Raw genomic sequence first — 26,711 nt, forward strand, 5'->3', positions numbered from 1 at the left:
TTGGCTAGCCGTCAGATGGATAACAGTTGTGAAGTTTTATTTGCAGCGGTGGTTAAATTTTTAGCGATATTTTATGAAGGTTTAGTTACATATATGTGTCAGAAGTATATAATTTTCTCCGCTCGTTGCTATTACACGGTGAATGTCCGTCAGGCATTCATACTTGTTAACTAAGTCAGTTCAAGGCCGGACTCCTATGTCAATTACAACGTCAATTACAACTAAACGCGTCACACTTGCCTCTTTACTTCCTGCTTTAACCTTCTGTTCATTTGCCGCAATTGCCCAAGATAGCGAACCGAAAATTGGTTTATATGGTCGTTTACATGTGTCTGCGGATTATTTGAATGACGGCTCCGATGGTGGTCTAAATGTATCAAGCAATAGCAGCCGTCTAGGATTAACACTTGACTATAAAGTCGCTGATAATTTGACTTTGATTGGTCAAATTGAGCGCGGAATCGATTTATCTGAGGGGTCGAGCACAATCACGGCGCGCAATACATTTTTAGGTGTTAAAGGTGATTGGGGAACCTTACGAGCGGGATACTACGACACACCGGTCAAACGAATTATTAATGCCGTTGAGCAATTCCGTGATCAAATCGGTGAAGGGCGGAACATCTCGCGCAGTGGCGAAATGCATTTCGACAAGCGTTTTAAGAGTGGCTTACATTATACCACGCCAACTTGGCAAAATTTGACGCTTATGGTGCATTACGGCACGCATGAATTGACTGGTGCAACCGTCGATAATGAGCATGATGCGGTGAGTAGCTCACTGACTTATCAGCGTGGCGAATGGACAGCTCTGATTGGATATGAAAGCCAAAGTCGTCCGACAGAACCAAATTTAGAAGCAATGCGTGCCGCCTTGATTCGTAAGTCAGGCGCATGGAGCCATGCATTGTTTTATCAGCATGCCGACGGTATGGCGACTGGCAGCCAAGAAGTCTTTGGTTTTACGACAAGTTATGCACTAAATTCCGAGTACTCGTTGAAAGGCCAAGTATTTCATCGCACCGCTGACGAAACTGGCGAATTAGACTCTACTATGATTACCGTGGGTATTGACCGTAAACTGAATGCGAAGGTGAATGCTTATTTAACCTTCTCACATACAGACAATGCGGTGCTTTCAACAGCCAATGTTTCTGCCGGCGGCCATGGCAAAACAATGACCATTGAACCAGGACAAGACCCGTTTGCTGTGGCGGTTGGTTTGCGTTGGAACTTCTAATCGAATCTGTGCCGTCATAAAAATGTCACACTGGCGTCGCATAATGCCCTAAGTTCATGATGAATGGGTGAATAGAATGCCAAGCAGAATATTGATTGTTGAAGACGAAGCGCCAATTCGTGAGATGCTCGCGTTTGTGATGGAACAACATGGTTATCAGCCTATGCAAGCAGCAGATTATCAACAAGCGCTGGAAAAGGTGGTTGAGCCTTATCCGGACATGATCTTGCTTGACTGGATGATCCCTGGCGGCAGTGGTATTCAATTAGCGCGTACGTTAAAGTCGAAAGACCATACTCGGCACATTCCGATTATTATGTTGACTGCGCGCGGCGAAGAGGAAGATAAAATCAAAGGACTTGAGGTTGGCGCCGATGATTACTTAACCAAACCATTCTCACCGAAGGAATTGGTTGCTCGCATGCGTGCTGTTTTTCGTCGCGTGTCGCCAACCAATTTGGACGAGCCTATCGATATCGAAGGCTTAGTGCTTGACCCGGTTTCGCACCGCGTTTCGGCGAATGACCAAAGTCTCGATATGGGGCCGACGGAATTTCGTTTACTACATTTCTTTATGACCCACCCAGACCGAGTCTATAGCCGCGAGCAGCTCTTAGACCATGTTTGGGGAACCAACGTTTATGTCGAAGACCGAACCGTCGACGTACATATTCGCCGGTTACGCAAAGCTATCGAAGTGCATGGCCATGACCGCTTAGTACAAACGGTTCGTGGCGTTGGTTATCGTTTTTCGGCACGCTAAATGGAACGACATTTCACGCTATATCGCTTACTCAAACGACTGTTCTGGTGGCTGTTGCCGTTAGCCTTGGTCGGTTGGTTGGTGGGCGCGCTATGGCCGGCTCTCGCATTGGCGTTGGCTGCTACGGTTTTGTGGAATGTCTTTTATTTTCAGCGCTTAAATCGGTGGTTGTGGCAGAGTCGAACGATGTTACCACCGCGAGCGCCTGGTGCGTGGAGTGATATTTACGATGGCATTTATCGCACGCTGCGTCGAGCTCAACTTAAACGGCGTCAATTATCGATACTGCTACAACGTTTTCGCCAAGCTGCCGAAGCAATTCCAGATGCCGCATTAGTGTTAGAAAGCGATGGCACCTTGGTGTGGAGTAATAAATTGGCGCAAATCTATTTTGGTTTACGCTGGCCGACCGACCGCGGCATTCGCATTACCAACTTGATTCGTTACCCCCGCTTTATTAAGTATTTTGAAATCTCTGATTTTGCTGAGCCTATAACGATTCTCGCCCCAGCCGGTGATCAGCGAGAAATTGAAATGCGTTTTATGCCCTACACCGATACCCAACTGTTGGTGATTGCTCGTGATATTACTCAATTGCGCAAACTCGAGCGTTTACGCAAAGACTTCGTCGCCAACGTGTCTCATGAACTGAAAACACCGTTGACAGTCATGAACGGCTATTTGGAACTGCTCGAAGAGCCACTGAATGTTCCACCGGAGATGTTAACCAAAGCACTGCACGACATGACCTTGCAAAATCAACGCATGCAGAAAATGGTTGAGCAATTGTTAACCTTGTCGCGAATGGAAGGTCAAAGTCAGGATACCTTTACGCGCAAGGTGGTGATGTCAGAGTTAATTAATCAAGTTATTCAGGAGTTACAACCTATCATTGCGGCAAAAGGACTGGCGCTGCAACTCGACGTGGCGGATGGTATTTCAGTACTCGGTAATGAAGAAAAGCTGCGTGCAGCCTGCTCAAACTTAATTACCAACGCGATTAAATATGGCAAAGAAAACGGCCATTTGCGGGTAACTTGGCTCTTGGTTGGTCAATTTGCCGAGTTTTCGGTTGAAGACGATGGCCCGGGTATCGCCGCTGAGCATGTACCGCGCTTAACCGAACGTTTTTATCGGGTTGAGAAAGATCGCAACAGCGCAACGGGTGGCACCGGGCTTGGCCTGTCTATTGTCAAGCATGCGCTTGAGCATCATCGTTCCTATTTACAAGTCGAAAGCGCTCCGAACCAAGGTAGCCGTTTCTTTTTCCGTATCGTCCCCGAATTACTAGTAAGCGAATAACAAATTATTCTGCTGTCACTCCGAAATATTTCAAGCTGTCACAATCTTGTCATATTGACGCAATAAAATTGTCGATATTGAATCAATAACCCATCGGAGATGGCTATGAAAATCAAACTTGTGTTCGGTGCAATGGCACTTGCAATGGCAGTTACAACAACCGCAACTGCGGAAGTAGACCCAGAGTTACGTGAATATCGCAGTGTCAGTGGAATTTCAGGCACGATTTCATCGGTTGGTTCTGACACCCTTGCAAACCTGATGACTTATTGGACTGAAGAGTTTCAACGCGCCTATCCAAATGTGACCTTGCAGGTGCAAGCCGCAGGTTCTTCGACTGCGCCACCGGCATTGGCTGAAGGTACGTCGAACATGGCGCCAATGAGTCGAGCAATGCGCCCGCGTGAAATTGAAGCCTTTGAACGCCGCAATGGTTATCCACCAACCGCAATCCGCGTTGCCATTGATGCACTTGCAGTGTTTGTCCACAAAGATAACCCTTTACCAGGTTTAAATATTGAACAAGTCGATGCGATCTTCTCGTCAACGCGCCGCTGTGGCGGTAATAGTGACGCGAATCGCTGGGGTGCATTAGGTCTTGAAGGCAACTGGGTGAATCGTGATATTCAGTTATATGGCCGTAACTCGGTGTCTGGCACCTATGGCTACTTTAAAGATGTCGCGTTGTGCGGTGGTGACTTTAAAAACAACGTGAACGAGCAGCCAGGTTCAGCGTCAGTGGTACAGTCTATTTCTACCTCACCTAATGCGATTGGTTACTCAGGAATTGGTTACTTAACCTCGGGCGTTCGTGCGTTGCCACTGGCGTGGGGCGACAGTACCGACTATGTTGAAGTAAATGCGCAAACAGCCGGGAGTGGTGAATATCCGCTCGCACGCTTCTTATATGTGTACGTGAACAAGCACCCAAATCGTCCGCTAGACCCAGTGACCGCAGAGTTCATTAAGTTGATATTGTCGAAACAGGGACAAACGATTGTCAACAATGACGGTTATGTACCGGTACCGGCGATGGTTGCGGAAGAAGATTTGCGCGCATTAGGCTTGTGGCAAGACTAATCACCTCCGATTCAAGACGACAAGGTAATTTCTGTTATGGCCGGCAGTCAAACTGCATCAAACTTCTCGGCAGGGAAATTGCGATTAATTAAGGACCGTGCCGCGCGCTTTGGGGTAACCCTTGGTGGCGGCATGGTGCTAATCGCACTACTACTTATCTTCTTTTATCTTCTTTATGTGGTGCTGCCGATTTTTCGGCCAGCCAGCATTACACCGCTAGAAAGTTATGCGCTGCCAAGCCAGGGAACGACAACTGTCGCGCTTGGTATGGAAGCGCGCGCTGAAGTGGGTTATCGGCTGACTGCTGAAGGAGACATCGAATTCTTTAATTTGCGCACACTGGACCAAGACCGCCAAGCGGGGCAGGTTTTGAAAAGTGAGCGCGTCAGTGCAGAAACCGTCACCGCATTTGCCCGCAGTCATCAGGGCAACGGCGACTACGTGTATGCAGTCGCAGGAGGGCGTGTCTTGATTATGCGCCCGGATTACCGGATTACCTACCCCAATGACGTGCGGTTGGTGGAACCGGAGATTCGCTATCCTTATGGACAAACTCCGTTGCAGCTTGACCCTGAAGGTCGCGATATTCGCAAACTGGCCTTTGAGCGCGATGGCGACACGTTAATGCTTGCTGCTTTATTAGCAGACGATACTTTAATGGTGGCACGCTTAGTGGGTCGCCAGAATATGCTCACTCGTGCGTTTCAATGGAGTACCCAACGTGGCGTGGTGAACTGGCGCAATGGCGCTCAGTCAGCCCGTATTGAACAATTGTTGCTGACACCGAATTTACGCCAACTCTTTGTGCAAAGTGCCGGAACCCAGCAACGTGTGCACGTGATTGATACGCGCGATGTGCAAAATCCAGTGCTGCAACAAACGATTCCATTTGCTAGCCAACTCGGTCGTATTTCGGCGATGACCCTGCTTGCTGGGCATAGCTCGTTGATGGTAGGGCATCAAAGCGGTCACATCAGCCAATGGTTCGAGGTCAGTTCCGACGGTCACCGCGAATATGTGAACGTACGCAATTTCAATGCCGGCACTGCGGTGGAGCAACTTATTCCTGAGCAATATCGCCGCAGCTTCTATGCGTTAACGGCAGCTGGTGATGTGGCGGTATTCCACACCACTTCCAGTCGACATTTGTTCCAAGGGCAGCCGGGGGGATTGCAACTGAGTCACGCCGTAGTCGGCCCGCGCGCGAACCATATGCTGGCGCAACAAGGGGAAGAATTGCACGTACTCACGCTGCGCAACGAACATCCAGAAGTGAGTTGGCACGGTTTATGGGGACAAATTTGGTACGAAAACTACGACGAGCCAAGTTATACCTGGCAGTCGACATCGGGCTCCGATGATTTTGAACCAAAATTCTCCCTGGTTCCGATTTCTTTCGGCACGATAAAGGCAGCGTTCTACGCCATGCTCATTGCTGTGCCAATTGGCTTAGCGGCAGCCGTGTATACCGCTTACTTTATGACGCCGAGTTTACGTAAAGTGGTGAAGCCGACCATTGAAATCATGGAAGCATTACCGACGGTTATTCTTGGTTTCCTTGCTGGTTTATGGTTAGCCCCGTTGGTTGAAAGCCACTTACCAGGGTTTATTACCTTCTTACTGCTATTGCCGCTGACGATTATTCTGGCTGCCTTCTTGTGGCATTTATTACCGGAAAATATTCGCAATTATGTCACCGATGCACGGGCAGCGATGTTGTTGATTCCCGTTGTTATTTTTGTCGGTTGGTTGTCGTTTAGCTTAAGTCCGCTGATTGAGTTGATGTTCTTTGGCGGCGACATGCGTGACTATCTCACGAATACGCTGGGGATTAACTTTGACCAACGTAATGCGCTTGTTGTTGGTATAGCAATGGGCTTTGCGGTTATTCCAACGATATTCTCGATTGCCGAAGATGCTGTGTTCAGTGTGCCAAAACATTTATCAAACGGTTCATTGGCACTTGGTGCGACGGAGTGGCAAACCTTAACTCGCGTTGTATTGCTCACGGCAAGCCCAGGGATTTTCTCGGCGGTCATGATGGGGCTCGGTCGCGCGGTTGGTGAAACTATGATCGTGCTCATGGCCACCGGTAATACACCAATTATGGATTGGAATATCTTTGAGGGTATGCGGACATTGTCGGCAAATATTGCAGTTGAAATGCCTGAGTCTGAAGTAGGAAGTACTCACTATCGGATTCTTTTCCTTGCTGCGTTTGTACTGTTCATTTTCACTTTTGCATTTAACACGGTGGCGGAGTTTGTGCGTCAGCGGTTACGTGACAAGTACAGTTCACTTTAAGGAGAGCAGCGATGAAAACATGGTTTAAATCGGGTTCACCTTGGATTTGGATGACAGCGGGCACCGTTAGTGTCGCGCTAATTGCGGTACTTGGCTTAATCGCGCTCATTGCATGGCGAGGACTTAGTTTCTTCTGGCCAGCGGCGATTCACGAATTTCACTTCAGCGATCAAGAACGTCAAGTCCTGATTGGTGAGATTTATGACCGCGAGCAAATTCCAGTCACTCGCTTAGTGGACGCAGGTGTGGATATTAGCCACATCGACGGCGAATTTGTGACCCGCTATTTGGTGAAAGTTGGCAACCGTGAGTTTGTGCCTTTGGACTTTACGTGGATTCTTGAGCCGGACATTGTCCGTCAAGAAACGCCGAAAGACTTAGTCATGTTAGAGCGTGCGCGCAATGGTAATTTTTATGGTTATCTTGAGGACGTGCTCGAAAACGGCCAAACCGTGGTGCAAGATCCAGCAGCTATCCGCTCTGTGTTGCGCGAGCGCATGCGCCGAGCGCTGCAATTACGCGATGAAGGTTTGTCGATTCAACGCGGCCCGATTGCGTCGATTAACTACCAATTAGAGCAGCTACGTCTCGACCGTCGTCGTTTAGAACTGCGCGGAGAGTATAGCGACGAAGCTGAAGCTGAGTTACAACGACAGGAAGAGCTGCTACGCGAGGAATATCGCGCCGTAGAGCAAGAGCTTTTCGCCATTCGTGCCGACATGGAGCGTGATCAAGTCGTGATGCGTGACATGCGTGGTGAACGCGTGACCTTCAGCATGAGTTTGGTGCTTGACGCAACGTGGGCTAACGACATGAACTTGCTACAGAAGTGGGGCTACTTCTTCAAGCAAATCGGTAAGTTCGTGACTGAAGACCCGCGCGAATCGAATACCGAAGGTGGTGTATTCCCAGCAATTTTCGGCACCGTGTTCATGGTGTTGTTAATGTCGGTAATTGTGACGCCGTTTGGGGTCATTGCCGCGATTTACTTGCATGAGTATGCGGGAAAGAACAACATCACCCGCATGATCCGAATTGCCGTGATTAACTTAGCGGGTGTGCCTTCGATTGTGTATGGCGTATTCGGACTTGGTTTCTTCGTGTATATGGTGGGTGGCACACTTGACCAGATTTTCTATCCGGAGTCTTTGCCTAACCCAACATTCGGAACGCCGGGCGTTTTATGGTCGGCCTTAACGTTGGCGATTTTAACGTTACCTGTGGTGATTGTTTCCACCGAAGAGGGTTTATCACGAATTCCGAGTACCGTGCGTGAAGGCTCGTTAGCTCTTGGGGCAACGAAAGCCGAGACGATTTGGCGCATTATCCTGCCGATGGCGTCCCCTGCAATTATGACCGGCTTAATTCTTGCCGTGGCTCGTGCCGCGGGTGAGGTTGCGCCGTTAATGTTGGTTGGCGTAGTGAAGTCGGCGCCGACATTGCCGGTGGACGGTAACTTCCCGTTCTTCCATTTAGATCGGAAATTCATGCATCTTGGTTTCCACATCTATGACGTTGGTTTCCAAAGTCCAAACGTGGAAGCGGCGCGGCCATTGGTGTACGCAACAAGTTTATTATTGATTACCGTGATTGTTGGTTTGAACTTAACCGCGATTGGTGTGCGCAATCGCTTGCGGGAAAAATTCCGATCGCTTGAGCACTAAATTGTGCGTTAGGCTTTCGAAACAGTAGGAAGATTATGATTACGTTAAATAAAGATCGCTCAGAAGCAGTCAATGTGGACAACTTAAGTCCAGACGAAATTGCATTAAGCGTGCGCAATTTGAATTTGTATTACGGCCAGGCGCAAGCCTTGTCGAATATCAATATGGATATTCCGAAAGGTAAGGTGACGGCATTTATCGGGCCATCAGGCTGTGGTAAATCAACGTTGTTGCGCTGTATTAACCGCATGAACGACCTAGTCGAAACCTGTCGAATTGACGGTGAAATCAACTTGCACGGCCAGAATATTTACGACCGCAAAGTTGACGTTGCTGCCTTGCGTCGTCAGGTGGGTATGGTGTTTCAACGGCCAAACCCGTTCCCGAAGTCGATTTACGAAAATGTGGTTTATGGTTTGCGCTTGATGGGCGTAAATGACCGCCGGACACTCGACGAAGTGGTCGAACGCTCGCTAAAAGGTGCCGCACTGTGGAACGAAGTGAAAGATCGCTTAAAAGAGAGCGCTTTTAGTCTCTCGGGCGGTCAGCAACAACGTTTAGTCATTGCTCGCGCCATCGCCATTGAACCGGAAGTGTTGTTGTTGGACGAACCAACTTCAGCGCTCGATCCAATCTCAACGCTGACGATCGAAGAATTGATTACCGAGCTGAAGTCGAAGTACACCGTGGTGATTGTCACGCACAACATGCAACAAGCGGCGCGGGTGTCTGACCAAACTGCATTTTTGTACATGGGCAAACTAATTGAGTATGCCGACACCAACACGCTGTTTACCACGCCACGCGAGAAACAGACTGAAGATTATATTACCGGCCGTTATGGTTAATGGCAGCGGAGGCAAAAGCAATGGACAAATTTAATGTAGGTAAACACATTTCTGGTAAGTTTAACGAAGAGCTCGAAGCGGTTCGTAACAAAGTTCTCGCTATGGGCGGCTTGGTTGAGAAACAGTTAGCCGACGCACTGTCTGCAATTGAAAACAGCGATGTTGAATTGGCTGAGCGGGTGTTAAGTAGCGACTACAAGATTAACCAGCTGGAGCTGGAAATTGACGAGCAGTGCACGCGGATCATCGCTAAACGTCAGCCAACAGCGAGTGACTTGCGTTTAGTCTTAGCGATTATCAAAACCATTTCTGACTTAGAGCGGATTGGTGACGAAGCTGAGCGTTTAGCTCATGTTGCGAAAGCGAGCTTCAACAAAGATCAAGAACACTTATTGGTGAGCTTAGAGAATCTCGGTCAGCAGGTGTTGATGATGCTGCGGGAAGTGCTCGACGCATTTGCGCGCATGGACGAAGAGGCGGCATTGCAGGTGCACCAAATGGACACCAATGCTGACCGTCAGTACGAAGCGTTAACCCGTCAATTAATGACGTACATGATGGAAGACTCGCGCAGTATTCCGAAAATTATGGACGTGATGTGGTCAGCGCGATCACTCGAACGAATCGGTGATCGCTGTCAGAATATCTCGGAGTACATTATTTACTTCGTGCGCGGTAAAGACGTTCGTCACATTAGCCGCGAAGCGATGGAAGATACCGTCCGCGGCGCTAAATCGTAATCGGAGAAGTGCTTGCCGCTAGTGTAATACGCGGCAACGAATCGTCCCCGGAATTGCTTTAAGCTGCTCAAGTACTTCCGGGGCTTGGTCACTGTTTACGTCCATGACAACGTAGCCAAGCTCACTGTCGGTTTGCAAGAACTGACCGGAAATATTCACCCCCAAATCGGCAAAGACTTGGTTAATCCGATTCATCATTCCCGGCTGATTGCGGTGAATATGTAGCAGACGACTGCAGCCATGATGCACAGGTAAGCTAACCTCTGGGAAGTTAACGGCGGACAAGGTTGAACCATTGTCTGAGTACTTAATCAATTTGTGCGCGACTTCCAAGCCGATATTCTCTTGTGCTTCTTGCGTGCTGCCGCCGACGTGAGGCGTCAAAATAACGTTGTCGAGGCCACGTAACGGCGACACAAACTCGTCGTTATTACCTTTTGGTTCGACCGGGAACACGTCAATTGCGGCGCCGTTCAAATGACCATCGCGTAATGCTTTCGCTAAGGCGTCAATGTCGACCACCGTGCCGCGTGACGCATTAATAAGTAACGCACCTTGTTGCATCAACTCAAGTTCGCTGGCGGTAATTAGATTCCGAGTTTGTTCGGTTTCTGGCACATGCAGTGAGACCACGTGTGCGCTTTGTAGTAACGCAGGAAGTGACGGCATGGGCAGCGCGTTACCCAGAGAGAGCTTGTTTTCGATGTCATAAAACACCACGCGCATACCGAGTTGTTCGGCAAGTACGCCAAGCTGCGAGCCAATATGGCCGTAACCAATAATACCGAGCGTTTTACCGCGAGCTTCGTGCGAGCCTGAGGCGGATTTTAACCAACCGCCGCGATGGCAGGCTGCGTTCTTTTCAGGAATTTTGCGCAGTAACATGATCATTTCGGCCAGCACCAATTCAGCCACACTGCGGGTGTTTGAAAACGGTGCGTTAAACACCGGAATACCAAACTCACGCGCTGCTTGGGTATCGACTTGGTTGGTACCAATGCAGAAACAGCCAATCGCGTTGAGGCGCTCGGCACGTTCGAGAACTTTGCGGGTGAGCTGACTGCGCGAACGAATGCCAATAAAGTGATAGTCACCGATTTTGGCCGCCAATTCGTCTTCGTTCATGGCGGTGCTGTGTTGTTCAATTTCATGGTAGCCATGCTCTTGAAAACACTGAACCGCACTCGGGTGAACCCCTTCTAGCAGCAAAACTTTAATTTTATCTTTGGCGAGTGAAAAACCTTGCTGCATTTGGGACTCCTAATAGCTTATTTGCGACGTTCGAGCGTAAAAACTTGGCTGCCGTCACTTAACAGCGCAATGTCAGCGGGACGAGCCGCAAACAAGCCATTGGTAACGACCCCTGTAATTTGATTGAGTTTGCTCTCAAGTTCTACAGGCTTTTCGATATGTAGACTATAAACGTCGAGAATAACGTTGCCATTATCGGTCACAACACCTTCGCGATAGGCAGGGTCGCCGCCTAGTTTGACAATTTCACGGGCAACATATGAGCGCGCCATCGGAATTACTTCGACCGGCAACGGAAACTGACCTAACACGTCGACTTGTTTACTGACATCGGCGATACAAATTACTTTGTTGGCTACTGCGGCAACGATTTTCTCGCGTGTTAGCGCGGCACCGCCACCTTTGATCATTTCTAATTGGCCGTTAATTTCATCAGCACCATCAACATAGATAGCTAAGTCGGCAACACCGTTAAGGTCGTATACCGGAATCCCATGCTGCTTTAGCCGTTCCGTGGAGGCTTCCGAACTGCTCACGGCACCGGCAATTTGATGTTTGATGGTCGCAAGAGCGTCAATAAAGTAATTCACGGTAGAGCCGGTACCAACGCCAACAATAGTGTCGGCTTCAACGTATGGTAGGGCAGCTTCAGCGGCTAGTTTTTTGGCGCGATCTTGGTCAAATTTTGTCATGTTAGTAACCATAGGTTGTGAGCAGCTTGTAGTCGCACTCAATTGTGGGCAAAAACAAAAGGCAACTAAAAGGCAACTAATGGTGCAGCGGAGTAACTTAAGATGGGTTCATAGTATACTCAGTTTGTTTTAACCTGTCAGTTGCTAATCGGGCAAACGTTCTGTGCTTTTAAATTGTGCTTTTAAGTTGTGCTTTTAAAACATGCTTCTAAAACGACAAGGTTTTGCTCGGGGTGATAATTGTTGGCAAGGGCACGTCCCAAGCGGCATGAGGCAACGTATCGACAAATTGACAGTCATGAGCAACACCCGCGACGCTTAAATTTGGATAGCGCCCTTGCGCCCAACCACTGAGAGTGCGGTCGTAAAAACCGCCACCCATGCCAAGGCGATTCCCAGCAGCATCAAAACCAACCAATGGCGTTAGAATTAAATCGAGTTGGCTTAACGGCATGACTTCATCGCAACGCAAAACGGGCTCTGGAATTCCAAAGCGGTTTTCATGCATGAGCGAGTTTGCGTGGTAGGCAAGAAATAATAAATGCCCCGCACAAACCGGATGCAAAATAGGTGCGGCGGTTTGCCGCTGCTGTTGCCATAGGGCGTTCACCAGTGGCACGAGATTAATTTCGCCATCGTTGGCAAAAAATAGGGCAATCCGTTGGTGCGAATTGGCGGTAATGTAGTCGAGTAGTCGCTCGCTCACCTGTTCGCTGGCACGCTTTTGTTCTTGTTGACTGAGCGCTTGGCGACGCAAACGCAGCTGTTGGCGAAAGGCTTGTCTTGTGGCCTGTTCGGCATTTACATTTGATGCGGGATCGGGCACCTCATGCTCCTTGACGATTGACTTCAATTGCACCTCTACTGGCGCAATTTAACGACTGTTTTCGACAGTTAACCACAGAATCGCTGCAGAAGTTTTGACACTTACCACCGACCTTGCCACACTAAGCGACAGATTAACTGATTGCCTGATAATTAAACTATAACATAGGCTTGTCGCTTCATGACTAGACATTCTGCTTCCGTGTGTACCTTGCAACCATCGAAATTCCGCCGCCACTTGCTGCTAGCGGTTACGACTTTGGCTCTGCTTGCTTTTGCTCCTTCTCAGCTGATCAACACCAGTTATGCAACTGACGTTCCTACTCACCTTACTGGCCTTGACGCCCGTGAAGGACCGTTTCAGCGTTTGATTTTACGTGGTGGAATTCTTGTTAACGGCGAAGGTGCGCCACCTGTTGGTCCGGTTGATATTGTGATTGTTGGTGACCGGATTGAGCGTGTTGCCGTGGTCGGTTATCCCGACGTACCGATTTTGTCGCGCGGGCGTCCGGTCGCAGAACCGGGAGATCGTGAAATCGACATCAGTGGCCATTATGTGCTGCCCGGCTTTATTGACATGCACGGTCACATTGGTGGCTCGGCGCCGAATATTCCGCCCGAATATGTGTATCAACTTTGGCTTGCGCACGGCATTACCACAGTGCGGGAGCCGGGCAGTTTTCGTGGCCTAGAGTGGACTGTTAACCAAGCGCAACAGGCAGCTGAAAATGCAATTGCCTCTCCTCGGATTATTCCCTATGCCGGCTTCGGCATTGGCAGTGCAGAGCCTATTATCACTGGCGAACAAGCCCGAGCTTGGATTCAAAGTGCGCACGACCGCGGTGCTCAAGGCGTTAAATTCTTTGGCGCACCACCTCGTGTGATTCGTGCTGCAATCGAAGAAGCCAACGAGCTTGGGATGGGCACCATGATGCACCATGCGCAGCTGAACGTTGTCCGCACCAATGTGCTCGACTCGGCAGAAATGGGACTCACGACCATGGAACATTGGTATGGTTTGCCCGAAGCGCTGTTCACCGACCAAGTTATTCAAAACTATTCGCCGGACTATAACTATCAAAACGAACAAGATCGTTTCGGCGAAGCAGGGCGCTTATGGGCGCAAGCTGCAAAGCCAGGCAGTGACCGTTGGAACCTAGTACGTGACCGTCTGATTGAGCTCGACTTTACGATTAACCCGACCCTGACTATTTACGAGGCAAGTCGCGATGCAGCAGCCCAGCGCAATGCGGAGTGGCATGCGGACTATACCTTGCCGACGTTAACTCGGTTCTTTAAACCCAGCCGCTATGCACATGGGTCGTATTGGTTCGACTGGACAACTGAACATGAAGTGGCTTGGCGTGAGAACTATCGCTTGTGGATGACGTTCTTAAACGATTATAAAAACCATGGCGGCCGGGTCACAACGGGCTCAGACGCAGGGTATATTTACAAAATCTATGGCTTTGGTTTTATTCAAGAGCTGGAACTTTTCCGTGAAGCAGGGTTCAACCCCTTAGAAGTGTTGCGCGCTGCAACCTTGTCGGGTGCCGAAGCGTTAGGTTTAGAGGAAGAGATTGGCAGCGTCATTGCGGGCAAAAAAGCTGACTTGCTCATCGTCAAAGAAAACCCGCTGAGAAACTGGAAAGTGCTATACGGAACAGGGCATTATCAATTAAACGAAGACAATGAGCCAATGCGTACCAAAGGGGTGTTATATACCATGCGCGATGGCATTCTTTATGACGCTCAACAGTTGTTGGCTAACGTTCGAGAGATTGTCGAGTATACCAAACAACAAGAAGCCGCAGCGGCAGCAACCGCAGAGTAGCAGGCCAAACAGGAATTGACATGAAGCAATCTAAATTTTTTCGGGTAGTCGCAGCAAGCATAGTGGTGCTGTTCGGATTAACTGCCTGTCAGCCAATGTATTCGCCTGAGCTGAAAGGCGAATGGCGAATTACAGGCTTTCACACGAGCACTAACGCTGAGTTGACTGACGAAGAAGCATTGAGTTGGTTGGGGTACAGCGCGCATTTTGGTGAGCGACGTATTCAGTTCTCGCGTTACGACTGCCACGACCCGAAGATTACGACCGACTGGCAGCAACTCAATGTTGTCACCGATCGCTTAGGCGTTGCTCCAGACTTGTTTGGCATGCGCGGGGAAACACCGGTACAGCTATTATTTATTGATTGTCACGGCGAGCCTTGGTTTACACCGGGCGCAGAACTGATTCGTTTAGACGACGAACGCCTGATTATGGCGTGGAAAGGTGTGATTTTCGAATTCAGACAGCAGCGTTCGGCCCGTTAACTAGGCGCCACAAGCGTTGGCGAGCTTATTCGCTCACGCTTTCTACTGGATCTTCGGTGGAAGGGGCTGGAGAGCTGCTGCAGGTATTCATAATTAAAACCGCGGCAATGACGATAATAATCGCAGCAACAATTTCTAATTTTCGCATTCATCAGCTCCGAGTTCGTACTTACATGTTCGTACTTAATGGGTGTTCTCCAGAGTGCCGCTGCGTCGTGTTAGCCCTTGAACCCTTTGGCTCAAGGCGGGTGCTGAAACATGTACCGCAGGCTTCCCGCTGCTCGGCGGGCTTGCACACTGGTACACGAGCAGGACCCTGTACTGACGATATCGGCTCAGGGACATTCACGTGCTGGCAAACACCCCAGAGAACGCTGTAAGTATAACTTATTCTGAATCAGATCTGGAGTGGTGACTGGTCGATTTTACATCGGTTAACGCTGACTTTGGCGCACCAATTGCTTTTTCGATAGTCGCTTGCAGGAGACTGATTTTGTCTTCGAGTGCTGTAATTTTCTTAGCTTCCGTGGCGCGCTCTTGAATCCATTCATGGCATAAGTTTAATGCCGCCATGATGGCGATCTGCTCGAGGTTGGTTAATTTCGTCGTTTCCCGAGTTTCTTTCATGCGCTGATCAAGCTGCTCCGCCGCTTCGCGCAATGCAGACTCTTGCCCCGAAGGACACATGACTCGATAGCTACGCTCGAGAACTTTAATATCAACTACATTACCACTCATGGCTGTTTCCCTCAGTTTTTTCAGACGACCAACCCGGATGCATAGGACATCTTGCCTGCAGGATACCGAGGCGTTTGAAAACTTGCAATCACCTTAACGGCTTTCTAATCTACTTGATGGTTTTTTAACTGCTTATCAGTGCAGCATAGCGGGTAACCTATTAGGCTGCAGATTTGTTGCGCAAATTCATCGATTTTCCAGTGGATTTCTGGCTGCAGCGTGCGTGTAGTGGTAGCATGATGGATAAATCGCAACATTGATAAGTGCAAGGTAAGTGCAATCATGACGAAAACACCGAGTAAATGGTTTGAACAACTGAACCGTCAGCTGCAAGAACATGAAATTATTGTGAGTGCAGCGGAAGTCCATGGCATGCTCACGGGACTTGTTGCCAGTTGCAAGCCGTCTGAGCAACGTGAGTGGTTGGTTGTGCTCGCCGACTTGATTAATGAAGGGCATAAGTTTGCCGACAAACTGATTGCCAGCCTTGATCAACTTCACGAATTTACCCTGGAAGGATTGCGTTGCCCTGACCTGAGCTTTCAAATGGTCTTGCCAAGTGACGATGAACCGCTAGCTGATCGCCTTGCGAGCTTAACTGAGTGGGCGCAGTGCTTTTTGGTTGGGTTTGGGATTCATCAGCAGAATCTCGCCAAAGCTTCGCCTGACCTGCAAGAAGCGATTCAAGATATGGCAGAGATCTCGCGGTTGTCCGCAGACGTAGTGGCTAATGACGAAGACGAGCGCGCGTTTTATGAAGTGAGTGAGTACGTGCGTATTACTGCCATTATGTGCTTTAACGAACTGAGCGAACATCCAATCGCGAAAGTGCCAGAAAACTCAACGCTGCATTAATATCATGAGTGATGTTTCTTCCAAGCAAATTGTTAATGAAACTCAGCGCCGCCGCCGTGAGCTGCTGAACAAGCTACCGAGCGACTGCGTGGTGGTGATTCCTGCCAGTCGTGAAGTTGTGCGTAGTCGCGACACCCATTTTGCTTTTCGCCAAGACAGCGACTTTTTCTATTTAACCGGTATTCAAGAGCCGAACGCCGTTTTAGTACTCGCGCCCAGTCATAAGTATCAAGAGCTCTTATTTGTGCTGCCGAAAGATCCATTGCAAGAAGTGTGGCATGGTCGCCGATTAGGTTGCGAGCAAGCACAGGCACTTAGCGGCGTTGATCGAGCTTATGAGCTAGACCAACTCGAACCTCAACTCCTGCAGATCTTGAATGGGCAACAGTCGCTTTACTTTGCTTTTGACCAACACCCAGAACATGAGGCAATGCTGCGGCGCTTATGCAAGCAGTTGGCCGATACGCCGAAGCGTGCAAAAACCGCACCACAAGCTTTGTGTGACATTCGTCCGTTGTTGCATCAAATGCGTTTAATTAAATCCCCATTTGAACAACAACAAATGCGCACTGCTGCAGACATTAGTGCGCAAGGGATGATTCGGGCGATGGAAATCACCCAACCCGGTCGCTACGAATATCAAATAGCCGCAGAGCTTGAGTATGTTTTTAAGTGGGCAGGGGCGGCAGGGCCGGCTTATGGCATTATTTGTGGTGGCGGTGAAAACGCCTGCATTTTGCATTACACGGAAAATTCAGCGCCATTGCGTGACGGTGACTTGCTGCTGATTGATGCTGGCGCGGAATATGCCGGCTATGCGGGCGATATTAGCCGTACTTTCCCGGTTAATGGCGTTTTTAGTCAAGCCCAACGCGACGTGTACGAACTTGTATTGCGCGCTCAGGAAGCTGTGCTGGCAGCGATTAAACCTGGTAGCTCATTACCGGAACTAACAAATATCTATTTGCGCGAGCTGACGATTGGCCTGCTCGAACTTGGCGTTTTAAGCGGCAACCTGACTGACAATTTAGCTAGCCAAGCCTGCCGTAAATACTTAATTCATGGTTTAGGTCATTGGCTCGGCCTCGATGTGCATGACGTCGGTTATTACGACGAGCAGGGCACGCCGACCAAGTTTGTCGCTGGCATGGTCTTTACCGTTGAACCCGGGCTGTACTTTGCCCCGGATGACGACAGTGTACCTGCACAGTATCGAGGCATCGGTGTGCGCATTGAAGACGACATTTTAGTGACCGCGACGGGCTATGAGAATTTAACCGCAAGCGTCCCCAAACAAATTGATGACATTGAAGCACTGATGGCCGCTGCGCAAGCTAAAAGGGAAGCCAAAAGGGAAGCAAGCTCACTCGACCAAGCGAGCAGTCTGCGACAAAATATGACGGAGGTTGGCTGAAAATGCCTACGTCTGCAACAGTTGTGATTGCCGGTGGCGGCCTAACCGGTTGCCTGACGGGCTTGGTGCTACAACGCAAATTCCCGCAAGCGCGCATTGTCATTCTTGATCAACAGTCCGGTGAACCACGTCAAGACCCGCGTGGCCTTGCACTTGCGCTGCGCACCCAAGAAGTGCTCGCCGAGTATGGTGTGTGGCGAGACGAATTGGCCAATAGCCCAGCCATTCGCAATATTCATGTCTCGGACGCCAATAGCCCCGGTACCATGACCATGCATGCAGCGCGGGTCAAGCTACCGGCACTGGGTTATGTTGCCATGGCCGGTTTGCTGCAGAAGCAACTCACAGCAGCGTGCCAACGGCAAGTAATAGAACATCGTTTTGACGTCACGATTACCGCACTCAAAGCGCAAGCACATGGTTACTTATTGCAGTTGAGTACTGGCGAAGAATTACATGCAGATTTACTGGTGGTGGCTGAGGGGGGCAATTCGTCGACGCGAAATCTCTTAGGTGTCGCCATGCAGCAGTTTGCTTATGAGCAAGTTGCGGTGGCCGCCCATGTCACCTTTGCCAAGCAGCACCAAGGTTGGGCTTACGAACGGTTTACCAGCACTGGACCGGTAGCGTTGTTACCTCAAGGTCGCGATCAAGCTGCTTTAGTATGGTGCATGACCGCGGAGCAAGCGCAACAACTGCACAGCGCTACAGAAACTGAACGCCTGCGCCAAGTGCAACGTGTGTTTGGTGCCGCACCAGGACGCATTCAAGACTTGCAGCTACAAGCGACATTTCCTTTACAGCTGGCGCTTGCTGAGCGTGTTGTTGGCCATCGTCACGTCATCCTTGGTAATGCCGCACATACATTGCACCCGGTTGCTGGGCAGGGCTATAACCTCGCAGTGCGCGATATTCTCGACTTAGCTGAAAGTCTGCATGAGCAAGATTTTGCCAGCATCGGTCAGTTGTCGCACTATGAAGCGCGGCGGCAGCATGATTATCAAGAAATAATTACGCTCACGCACGGGCTCGTTACTGTGTTTTCGAACACCGACACCTTGTGGCGCAATGTCCGCAGTAAAGGTCTTTATTTAATGCGCACCTGCAACTTGCTTAGTCGGCCACTGATGCGTAAGGCCATGGGCTTTCGAAGCTTAATTTAACCGTCAGGTGAGACAGGAAGGAATTATCAATGGCGTTGAAACGAACACAGGTACTCATTGTTGGCGGCGGCATGGTTGGGCTGGCATTGGCCTGTGCATTGGCACAAGCCGGTCGTGAGGTCGTGGTTGTTGAACGTCAGGCGCGCGATGGTGAGTTCCCACGAGAACCGACACTGCGGGTGAGTGCCATTAATCTCGGCGCACAACGTTGGCTAAGCGAGCTTGGTGGTTGGGTGCCAACAGACCGTAGTTGCCAATATCACGGCATGGAAGTGTGGGACGCAGATAGCTTTGGACGCATTGCCTTTAGCGCAGCGAGTGCCGACTTACCGCATTTAGGCACGATAGTTGAAAATGCCGTCGTCGAAGCCTCGTTATGGCAAGCTGCAGAGAAGCTGGGTGTCACTTTAGTGAGTGGTGTACAGGTAAGTGCGCCAGAATTTCATGAACAAGATGTCACGGTGCAGCTCGACAATGGCGATTTGATTCTTGCCCAGTTATTGGTTGCTGCCGATGGCGCGAACTCGGCGCTGCGAGCGCAAGTCGCCACACCTGTGATTCACCGCGATTACGAACAACATGGCTTAGTTGCAACCATTCGCAGCACCGAGCCACATGAAGGCGTGGCGCGGCAGGTATTTTTGCCGGGCGGTCCGTTAGCGCTGTTGCCGCTGGCCGACCCACACAGCCTGTCGATTGTGTGGAGCTTGCCAGTGAACGCAGCGAAAGACTTGTGTGCGTTAGAAGCAAGTGAGTTTAATCGTCAGTTAACCGTAGCCAGTGACAACCGACTTGGCTTGCTTGAATGCATCAGTGAACGTGTCAGTTTTCCACTTACCATGCGCTATGCGCAGGAATGGATTTACCAACGTCAGGTTCTGGTTGGCGATGCAGCCCATACCATTCATCCGCTAGCGGGGCAGGGAGTCAACTTAGGCTTTGCCGACGCACATTTGCTCGCTGAAGTTTTAAATGGCCTTGGGACGCTCAATGGGCAATGGGATCAGCAGCAGCTGCAACGACAACTGCGCCACTATCAACGAGCACGCAAAACCGCAGCACTGCGTCACATCGCGACCATGGAAAGTTTCCATCAGCTCTTCCGCCCGACCAATCCGCTATTGAAACTCGCGCGAGGAGTTGGCTTAAAAGTGGCAGACCAACTTAATCCGTTGAAAGACTTTTTCCTGCAACAGGCCAATAAACTCGACTAGATTCGACTTAGGTCGACTGTTTAGACCCAGCATTAATTTTGTGGGTTGAGATAGTCTTGCAAGTACGCGAGCAAATGCTCCGCTGCTGCATTGGGTCGTTGGGTGTGCCGCTCGAGATAAATGCCCACGGTCCCTAAACTGGGTAGTTCGCTGTGTTTTAGTTCAACCAGATCTTGTGGCAGCGAGCTTTTCGCCAGCACGGTAATGCCAAGGTCACTTTTAAGCGCCGCGCTAATACCGGTCAGATCACTGTTGGTATAGGCGATACGATGCTCGTTCTGATGTTGCTTGAGTGCTTGTAGCGCTCGCCGCCGATAGATACAACCTTCAGCAGCAACCACAAGCGGTAGTTGCTGAGGCCACTGATAATCAGCGCGACCCGCAACCCAAATCAAGGCGTCTTCTTTCACTTTTACCGCGTCTGCTGGCGCTTGTTCGGCAACCGTCAGAATAATATCGAACTGCCCGCGGCTGGCGCCAAGCCGCAGATCACGACTGAGCGCAGATGTGACCTCGAGACTAATTTGCGGATAGCTACTCGAGAACTGCCCAAGAATGCGTGGTAACAACGCCGTTGCAAATTCACTCGGGATACCTAGCCGAACCTGTCCCGACACCGAATCGGCGGTAAAACGCGATAAAAGCTGGTCGTGCAAACCGAGAATTTGCCGTGCAGCTTGATAAAGATCTTGGCCGGCAGCCGTCAGTTTCATTTTATTGCCATGGCGTTCGACAAAAGTCGAACCAAGCTGATCTTCGAGGCGTTTAATTTGCAAGCTAATAGCAGGCTGCGAGCGTCCTAGGTGCTCACCAGCAAGGGTGTAGCTTTGTAAATCAGTGACGGTGACAAATGCCCGCAGGTTTTCGAGTGGAATGTGTTTCATAACGGGGTTACTTTAGTTCTCTTGAGCTCACTAAGCCGACAGGTAAACTCGACCGCAGAATAAAATTAATATTCTCAATAGTATTGCTTGAGTCATTAATTTTGTAAATAACCTTATTGCCCTTTTTAATTTGTTGCTTTGGGTTCAGCGGCCTATAATGGCTGCCATTCAGCTGTCCAAAAAATCGACAAAAGTGAGATTAACATGGCACAACGTACACCGCTTTATCAACATCACCTCGACGCTGGCGCGAAAATGGTCGACTTCCATGGTTGGGATATGCCGTTAAACTATGGTTCGCAAATTGAAGAGCACCATGCGGTGCGTCAAAACGTTGGCATGTTCGACGTGTCACACATGACCATTGTTGATGTGACAGGACCGGAAGCGAAAGCTTACTTACGCCGTTTATTGGCGAATGACGTTGCGAAGCTGCAAATGCCAGGTAAAGCCTTGTACACCGCTATGTTGAATGAAGCGGGTGGCGTGATCGACGACCTCATCGTTTATTTCTTCAATGACGAGTCGTATCGTTTAGTGGTTAATTCGGCAACTCGTGACAAAGACTTAGCGTGGATGGAAGCGCAAAGCGGTGAATTCGATGTTGCCATTACTGAGCGCACCGAATTTGCGATGTTGGCAGTTCAAGGCCCACAAGCTCCAGCGACCGTTGCGAAGTTACTAACCGCAGAGCAACAGGCACAAGTTGCCGCAATGAAGCCTTTTGTTGGCCTACAAATGGACGACCTCTTCATTGCCACCACCGGTTACACCGGTGAAGCCGGCTATGAAATTATCATTCCAGCTGACGTTGTCGGTTCAGTTTGGAACCGCTTAGTGGAACTTGGCGTGAAACCTTGTGGTCTAGGTGCACGTGACACTTTGCGTTTAGAAGCTGGCATGAACCTGTATGGCCAAGACATGGACGAAACTGTTTCACCATTGGCCGCTAACATGGCATGGTCAGTTGCGTTTGAACCTGCGGATCGTGACTTTATCGGTCGCAGTGCGCTAGAAGCGCAAAAAGTCGCAGGTACGGAAAAATTAGTCGGCTTGGTGATGCAAGAAAAAGGCGTTTTGCGCGCCGGCTTGAAAGTCATAGTTGACGGCGGTGAAGGCGTGATTACCTCAGGCACATTCTCACCAACTTTAGGTTACAGCATTGCCCTTGCACGAGTACCACAACCGGTTGGTGACACTGCAGAAGTGGAAATGCGCAAAAAAATGGTTACAGTAAAGGTTGTGAAGCCTTCTTTTGTTCGTAACGGCAAAGCAGTCGTCACCCTGTAACCGAAAACTCATTTTTCTATTAACAACAAGGCAGTGTCCATTAGGACTGAATTAAGGATTACCTTATGAGCAATGTACCAACTGAATTAAAATATGCAGCGTCGCACGAGTGGATCCGCGATGAGGGCGATGGAATTTATACGGTCGGTATCACCGAGCACGCTCAAGAACTTTTGGGTGACATGGTGTTCGTTGACCTTCCTGAAGTTGGCGATAACGTTTCTGCCGGTGACGACGTCGCCGTTGCTGAATCAGTGAAAGCTGCATCGGACATTTACGCACCAATCGCTGGTGAAATCGTTGCTGTGAACGAAGAGCTAGAAGACTCACCTGAGTTGGTCAACAGCGACCCATACGGTGATGGCTGGTTATTCAAAATTAAAGCAGACGACGAAACTGAAGTCGAAGGCTTACTTGACGCTGAAGGCTACGCCGCGTCAATTGAAGAAGACTAAGCTGCAATGCAGAAAAGGCCCCAGTCACGCTGGGGCCTTTGTCGTTAATTAAAGCGCTACAAAATTAGACTTTATTCTTTTTATTCATGAGTTTACGCAGGATACAGGCACATGAGCAGTAAAACGCTAAAACAGTTAGAGCGTCATGACGAGTTTGTCGCCCGTCATATTGGCCCCGATGCAGCAGAACAAGCAGCGATGCTTGCAGCCGTTGGCGCCGAGTCATTAGAAGATATGACGAAACAGACGGTTCCCGGCTCAATTTTACGCGAACCATTCTTAGAAATTGGCGACTCAATGACTGAGCGTGATGCATTAGCTCGCCTGCGCGCCATTGCGAAAAAGAATAAAGTTTTCTCTAGCTTCATCGGTATGGGTTACTACGACACCCTGATTCCGAATGTGATTCTACGCAACGTGTTGGAAAACCCAGGTTGGTACACCGCGTATACGCCATATCAACCAGAAATCGCGCAAGGTCGCTTGCAAGCAATTTTGAACTTCCAACAAATGACCATTGACCTGACTGGTTTAGAAATTGCCAGTGCGTCATTACTTGACGAAGCAACTGCAGCGGCCGAAGCGATGGCGATGGCACAGCGTGTGAGCAAATCAAAGTCGAACGCCTTCTTCATTGCCGATAACGTCTTCCCACAGACCGTTGACGTCGTTAAAGCGCGTGCGGACATGTTTGGTTTCGATATTATTCAAGGCCCGTGGCAAGACGCTGGCAAGCACGATGTATTCGGTGCCTTATTACAAAGCCCTGCAGAGAACGGTGAAGTTCTCGACTTGACACAAGTGATTGCTGAAGTACAAGCGAACAAAGGTTTGGTTGCAGTCGCTACCGACCTAATGAGCTTAGTGGCGTGTAAGTCACCGGGCGAAATGGGTGCGGACATGGTCTTCGGTTCGGCTCAGCGTTTTGGTGTACCAATGGGTTACGGTGGACCACACGCAGCATTCTTTGCCACGCGTGATAAGTTCAAGCGGGCGATTCCAGGTCGGATTATCGGTGTGTCGATCGATAGCCGTGGGAAAACTGCATTGCGCATGGCCATGCAAACCCGTGAGCAGCATATTCGCCGCGAGAAAGCGACGTCGAACATCTGTACTGCTCAAGTATTGTTAGCCAACATCGCATCGTTCTATGCGGTGTACCATGGCCCACAAGGCTTGAAAAACATTGCTGGTCGTATTCATCGCTTAACTGACATTTTAGCGACAGGCTTAAGCAAAAAAGGCTTTGCGCCAGTGAACCAAACTTGGTTCGACACTATTACGATTAAAGCCGAAGGTGAAGTGCGCGCGGCTATCTTGGCTCGTGCTGAAGCGGCTGAACTGAACTTCCGCATCGACCGTGACGGTTTGCTCGGTATTAGCTTTGACGAAGCGAAAACCCGTGCTGACGTGGCGCGTTTGTTTGACGTGATTTTGGGCGAAGGCCATGGCTTAGACGTCGACTCTTTGGACAGCGAAGCACAGAACAGCCAGTCGATCCCGGCTGAATTGCAGCGCACTAGCGAGTTCCTGACCCACGAAGTGTTTAACCAGTATCACTCAGAAACTGAAATGCTGCGTTACATCCGTCAGCTCGAAGGCAAAGACTTGGCCTTGAACCACAGTATGATTTCACTTGGTTCATGTACCATGAAGCTAAACGCGACCGCGGAAATGATTCCAATTACGTGGCCAGAGTTTGCGAACTTGCACCCGTTCTGCCCATTGAACCAAGCCCAAGGCTACGCAGAAATGCTCAGCACCTTGTCGACTTGGTTAATTGACATTACCGGCTACGACGCTATGTCGATGCAGCCAAACTCAGGTGCACAGGGCGAATACGCTGGCTTGTTAGCTATTCAGCGTTACCATCAGAGCCGTGGCGAAGGCCACCGAAATGTCTGTTTGATTCCTGAGTCTGCGCACGGGACCAACCCGGCGTCGGCGCAAATGGCGAGCATGAAAGTTGTTGTCGTTGCCTGTGATAAGAAAGGTAACGTCGACATTAACGACCTGCGCGAGAAAGCAGCAGCTGTGTCTGATCAGCTGAGCTGTGTCATGGTCACTTATCCGTCGACGCACGGTGTGTATGAAGAGCAGATTCGTGATATCTGTGACATCATTCATGAGCACGGCGGCCAAGTGTACATGGACGGCGCCAACATGAACGCGCAAGTCGGTGTCACCTCCCCAGGCTATATCGGTTCTGACGTTTCGCACCTGAACCTGCACAAAACCTTCTGTATCCCGCACGGTGGTGGTGGCCCAGGTATGGGTCCAATTGGCGTGAAGAGCCATTTAGCACCATTCTTACCAGGTCACGTCATGGTTGACGGCGAAGGCCTTGCGCACGGCAACGGCGCAGTCTCAGCAGCACCATACGGCAGTGCTAGCATTCTGCCAATTTCATGGATGTACATCGCCATGATGGGCAGCAAAGGCCTGCGTGAAGCGACTGAAGTGGCAATCTTGAATGCTAACTACATGGCCAAGCGTTTAGGTGAACACTTCCCAATTCTGTTCACCGGCCGTAATGACCGTGTCGCGCACGAATGTATTATCGACTTACGCCCACTGAAAGAAGCAACGGGCATTGCCGAAATTGACGTGGCGAAGCGTTTGCAAGACTTCGGTTTCCACTCACCAACCATGAGCTTCCCAGTTGCGGGTACGCTGATGATTGAGCCAACTGAGTCTGAGTCAAAAGCAGAAATGGATCGCTTCTGTGACGCGATGGCGGCAATTAAAGCTGAAATCGATAAAGTTGCAGCTGGCGAGTGGCCAGCAGATAACAACCCATTGGTGAACGCACCGCACACGTTAGCGGACATCACCAGCGCATGGGATCGCCCGTACTCGATTGAAGAAGCAGTCTTCCCGAAAGTGTGGCTACGTGACCATAAGTTCTGGCCAACCGTGAACCGCATCGACGACGTCTACGGCGACCGTAACTTAGTGTGCAGCTGCCCACCGCTGTCGGCGTATCAAGAGTAATTGATTTGCTGTTGAGATAAGAGAAATGCGCGGCACTGCCGCGCATTTTTTATGGGTTGGATTTTCTCGTAACAGTAAAATTCAAACTACAAAGCGTCACTTCTTCTTTCAACCCCGACCTGCATGATTAATTTTCGTTTTGCTGTTCCGCACGAGCCTTTGACTCAGCGAGTGACGGAACCCGCCATTCAGCGCGTTGTTCGTCAGTGACTGCACCTTCTTGAATATCATAGAGATGCCAGTGACCGTCATCGTCGATTTTGAATTGTGTGCCATACCACTGCGGCTGATCAAAATACATGAGTAAGCGGTCCCAAGACGCGGCTTGCATCCATGTTGCGCGGTCAAAGCCTAAATGCGCGGCAATGGTGGCAAACGAGTGCGCTAAACGAATATCGTCCACGCTGTCGCCATGCTGAAAAATGACCGCGGCATGAAAGTAATCGAGCCCCGTTCTGATTTCTCCTTGAGCAAGCATTGCCGAGACTTTAGTGCGATTTTCTTTATCCAACACACTTAGTTCATCCCAATCGATATCGGCGTTTCGACGAGCATTTTGGTCGGATTCAAATAAGCGTTGTAGCTCCATATTGTCCTCTGCACTTGCAGTTGCAGGCGAGAGTAAGAGGGCAATGAGGACTAAGGGTGTGAGTAGTTTGATGAGCATTTTGGGTTC

At 49.8% G+C, this 26,711-nt stretch carries 24 protein-coding genes and 1 other RNA gene; 17 read left to right on the plus strand and 8 right to left on the minus strand.

The annotated features are described in order from the left end of the window. Positions 1–196 precede the first annotated feature (196 nt). The 8 genes from CWE06_RS07460 to phoU all read left to right on the plus strand — a co-directional run bounded on the left by CWE06_RS07460 (position 197) and on the right by phoU (position 9,941). A complete protein-coding gene (locus tag CWE06_RS07460; protein ID WP_157981155.1) occupies positions 197–1,240 on the plus strand; it encodes a porin in 1,044 nt (347 codons plus the stop codon). A 76-nt stretch (positions 1,241–1,316) separates the two neighbouring features. Then, positions 1,317–2,003 carry a phosphate regulon transcriptional regulator PhoB gene (gene phoB / locus CWE06_RS07465; protein ID WP_126792721.1) on the plus strand — a complete coding sequence of 229 codons (687 nt, stop codon included), beginning with the start codon at positions 1,317–1,319 and terminating at the stop codon, positions 2,001–2,003. After that, a complete protein-coding gene (phoR, locus tag CWE06_RS07470) occupies positions 2,004–3,305 on the plus strand; it encodes a phosphate regulon sensor histidine kinase PhoR (RefSeq protein ID WP_126792723.1) in 1,302 nt (433 codons plus the stop codon). Between the two features lie 105 nt (positions 3,306–3,410). Beyond that, positions 3,411–4,385: a PstS family phosphate ABC transporter substrate-binding protein gene (locus CWE06_RS07475; protein ID WP_126792725.1), complete on the plus strand. Its 975-nt coding sequence runs from the start codon at positions 3,411–3,413 to the stop codon at positions 4,383–4,385. A 36-nt stretch (positions 4,386–4,421) separates the two neighbouring features. After that, positions 4,422–6,689 (plus strand): ABC transporter permease subunit, encoded by a 2,268-nt coding sequence (locus CWE06_RS07480; protein WP_126792727.1) that lies wholly within the window; start codon positions 4,422–4,424, stop codon positions 6,687–6,689. Positions 6,690–6,700: 11 nt separating this feature from the next. After that, positions 6,701–8,353 (plus strand): phosphate ABC transporter permease PstA, encoded by a 1,653-nt coding sequence (gene pstA / locus CWE06_RS07485; RefSeq protein ID WP_126792729.1) that lies wholly within the window; start codon positions 6,701–6,703, stop codon positions 8,351–8,353. Between the two features lie 35 nt (positions 8,354–8,388). Further along, positions 8,389–9,201 carry a phosphate ABC transporter ATP-binding protein PstB gene (pstB, locus tag CWE06_RS07490; protein ID WP_126792731.1) on the plus strand — a complete coding sequence of 271 codons (813 nt, stop codon included), beginning with the start codon at positions 8,389–8,391 and terminating at the stop codon, positions 9,199–9,201. 20 nt (positions 9,202–9,221) lie between these two features. Next, positions 9,222–9,941: a phosphate signaling complex protein PhoU gene (gene phoU / locus CWE06_RS07495; RefSeq protein WP_126792733.1), complete on the plus strand. Its 720-nt coding sequence runs from the start codon at positions 9,222–9,224 to the stop codon at positions 9,939–9,941. A gap of 18 nt (positions 9,942–9,959) precedes the next feature. Here phoU and serA read toward each other — a convergent pair whose 3' ends face one another. The 3 genes from serA to CWE06_RS07510 all read right to left on the minus strand — a co-directional run bounded on the left by serA (position 9,960) and on the right by CWE06_RS07510 (position 12,710). Next, entirely contained in the window at positions 9,960–11,192 is a 1,233-nt protein-coding gene (gene serA, locus CWE06_RS07500; protein ID WP_126792735.1) for a phosphoglycerate dehydrogenase, read from the minus strand. 17 nt (positions 11,193–11,209) lie between these two features. Beyond that, the gene (gene rpiA / locus CWE06_RS07505) at positions 11,210–11,884 is read right to left on the minus strand and encodes a ribose-5-phosphate isomerase RpiA (protein ID WP_126792737.1); all 675 of its coding nucleotides are present in this window, start codon (positions 11,882–11,884) and stop codon (positions 11,210–11,212) included. A gap of 208 nt (positions 11,885–12,092) precedes the next feature. Further along, a complete protein-coding gene (locus CWE06_RS07510; RefSeq protein ID WP_126792739.1) occupies positions 12,093–12,710 on the minus strand; it encodes a 5-formyltetrahydrofolate cyclo-ligase in 618 nt (205 codons plus the stop codon). A 180-nt stretch (positions 12,711–12,890) separates the two neighbouring features. Between CWE06_RS07510 and CWE06_RS07515 the strand changes: the two genes are divergently transcribed. Beyond that, positions 12,891–14,543 (plus strand): amidohydrolase family protein, encoded by a 1,653-nt coding sequence (locus tag CWE06_RS07515; protein WP_126792741.1) that lies wholly within the window; start codon positions 12,891–12,893, stop codon positions 14,541–14,543. 20 nt (positions 14,544–14,563) lie between these two features. After that, positions 14,564–15,028, plus strand: coding sequence for a hypothetical protein (locus CWE06_RS07520; RefSeq protein ID WP_126792743.1), 465 nt, complete (start codon positions 14,564–14,566; stop codon positions 15,026–15,028). 25 nt (positions 15,029–15,053) lie between these two features. Here the strand turns inward: CWE06_RS07520 and CWE06_RS12595 are convergent, their stop codons facing one another. The 3 genes from CWE06_RS12595 to CWE06_RS07530 all read right to left on the minus strand — a co-directional run bounded on the left by CWE06_RS12595 (position 15,054) and on the right by CWE06_RS07530 (position 15,766). Beyond that, positions 15,054–15,176 (minus strand): hypothetical protein, encoded by a 123-nt coding sequence (locus tag CWE06_RS12595; protein WP_275065573.1) that lies wholly within the window; start codon positions 15,174–15,176, stop codon positions 15,054–15,056. Between the two features lie 42 nt (positions 15,177–15,218). Then, positions 15,219–15,402, minus strand: a non-coding RNA gene (gene ssrS / locus CWE06_RS07525) — 6S RNA. A 13-nt stretch (positions 15,403–15,415) separates the two neighbouring features. Beyond that, complete coding sequence (locus CWE06_RS07530; protein ID WP_126792745.1) at positions 15,416–15,766, minus strand: cell division protein ZapA; 351 nt, start codon at positions 15,764–15,766, stop codon at positions 15,416–15,418. A gap of 282 nt (positions 15,767–16,048) precedes the next feature. Here CWE06_RS07530 and CWE06_RS07535 point away from each other — a divergent pair, with 282 nt between their 5' ends. The 4 genes from CWE06_RS07535 to CWE06_RS07550 are packed head-to-tail and all read left to right on the plus strand — an operon-like array spanning position 16,049 to position 20,412. Beyond that, complete coding sequence (locus tag CWE06_RS07535; RefSeq protein ID WP_126792747.1) at positions 16,049–16,621, plus strand: UPF0149 family protein; 573 nt, start codon at positions 16,049–16,051, stop codon at positions 16,619–16,621. A gap of 4 nt (positions 16,622–16,625) precedes the next feature. Then, a complete protein-coding gene (gene pepP, locus CWE06_RS07540; protein WP_126792749.1) occupies positions 16,626–18,035 on the plus strand; it encodes a Xaa-Pro aminopeptidase in 1,410 nt (469 codons plus the stop codon). Between the two features lie 2 nt (positions 18,036–18,037). Next, a complete protein-coding gene (locus CWE06_RS07545) occupies positions 18,038–19,198 on the plus strand; it encodes an FAD-dependent monooxygenase (RefSeq protein ID WP_126792751.1) in 1,161 nt (386 codons plus the stop codon). 29 nt (positions 19,199–19,227) lie between these two features. After that, positions 19,228–20,412 (plus strand): FAD-dependent oxidoreductase, encoded by a 1,185-nt coding sequence (locus tag CWE06_RS07550; RefSeq protein WP_198679066.1) that lies wholly within the window; start codon positions 19,228–19,230, stop codon positions 20,410–20,412. Positions 20,413–20,444: 32 nt separating this feature from the next. Here CWE06_RS07550 and CWE06_RS07555 read toward each other — a convergent pair whose 3' ends face one another. Beyond that, positions 20,445–21,296 (minus strand): LysR family transcriptional regulator, encoded by an 852-nt coding sequence (locus CWE06_RS07555; RefSeq protein WP_126792753.1) that lies wholly within the window; start codon positions 21,294–21,296, stop codon positions 20,445–20,447. Between the two features lie 204 nt (positions 21,297–21,500). On the opposite strand from CWE06_RS07555, the gene gcvT reads away from it, so the two are divergent. From gcvT to gcvP, 3 genes are all read left to right on the plus strand, one after another. Then, on the plus strand, positions 21,501–22,586 hold the full coding sequence (gene gcvT, locus CWE06_RS07560) for a glycine cleavage system aminomethyltransferase GcvT (protein WP_126792755.1): 1,086 nt from the start codon (positions 21,501–21,503) through the stop codon (positions 22,584–22,586). Positions 22,587–22,651: 65 nt separating this feature from the next. Then, the gene (gcvH, locus tag CWE06_RS07565) at positions 22,652–23,041 is read left to right on the plus strand and encodes a glycine cleavage system protein GcvH (protein ID WP_126792757.1); all 390 of its coding nucleotides are present in this window, start codon (positions 22,652–22,654) and stop codon (positions 23,039–23,041) included. Positions 23,042–23,152: 111 nt separating this feature from the next. Beyond that, positions 23,153–26,035 (plus strand): aminomethyl-transferring glycine dehydrogenase, encoded by a 2,883-nt coding sequence (gcvP, locus tag CWE06_RS07570; RefSeq protein WP_126792759.1) that lies wholly within the window; start codon positions 23,153–23,155, stop codon positions 26,033–26,035. A gap of 127 nt (positions 26,036–26,162) precedes the next feature. Here the strand turns inward: gcvP and CWE06_RS07575 are convergent, their stop codons facing one another. Beyond that, positions 26,163–26,702, minus strand: a complete 540-nt coding sequence (locus tag CWE06_RS07575; RefSeq protein WP_126792761.1) for a hypothetical protein — start codon at positions 26,700–26,702, stop codon at positions 26,163–26,165. Positions 26,703–26,711 lie beyond the last annotated feature (9 nt).

This window comes from Aliidiomarina haloalkalitolerans (assembly GCF_003987315.1).
Taxonomy (GTDB): Bacteria; Pseudomonadota; Gammaproteobacteria; order Enterobacterales; family Alteromonadaceae; genus Aliidiomarina; species Aliidiomarina haloalkalitolerans.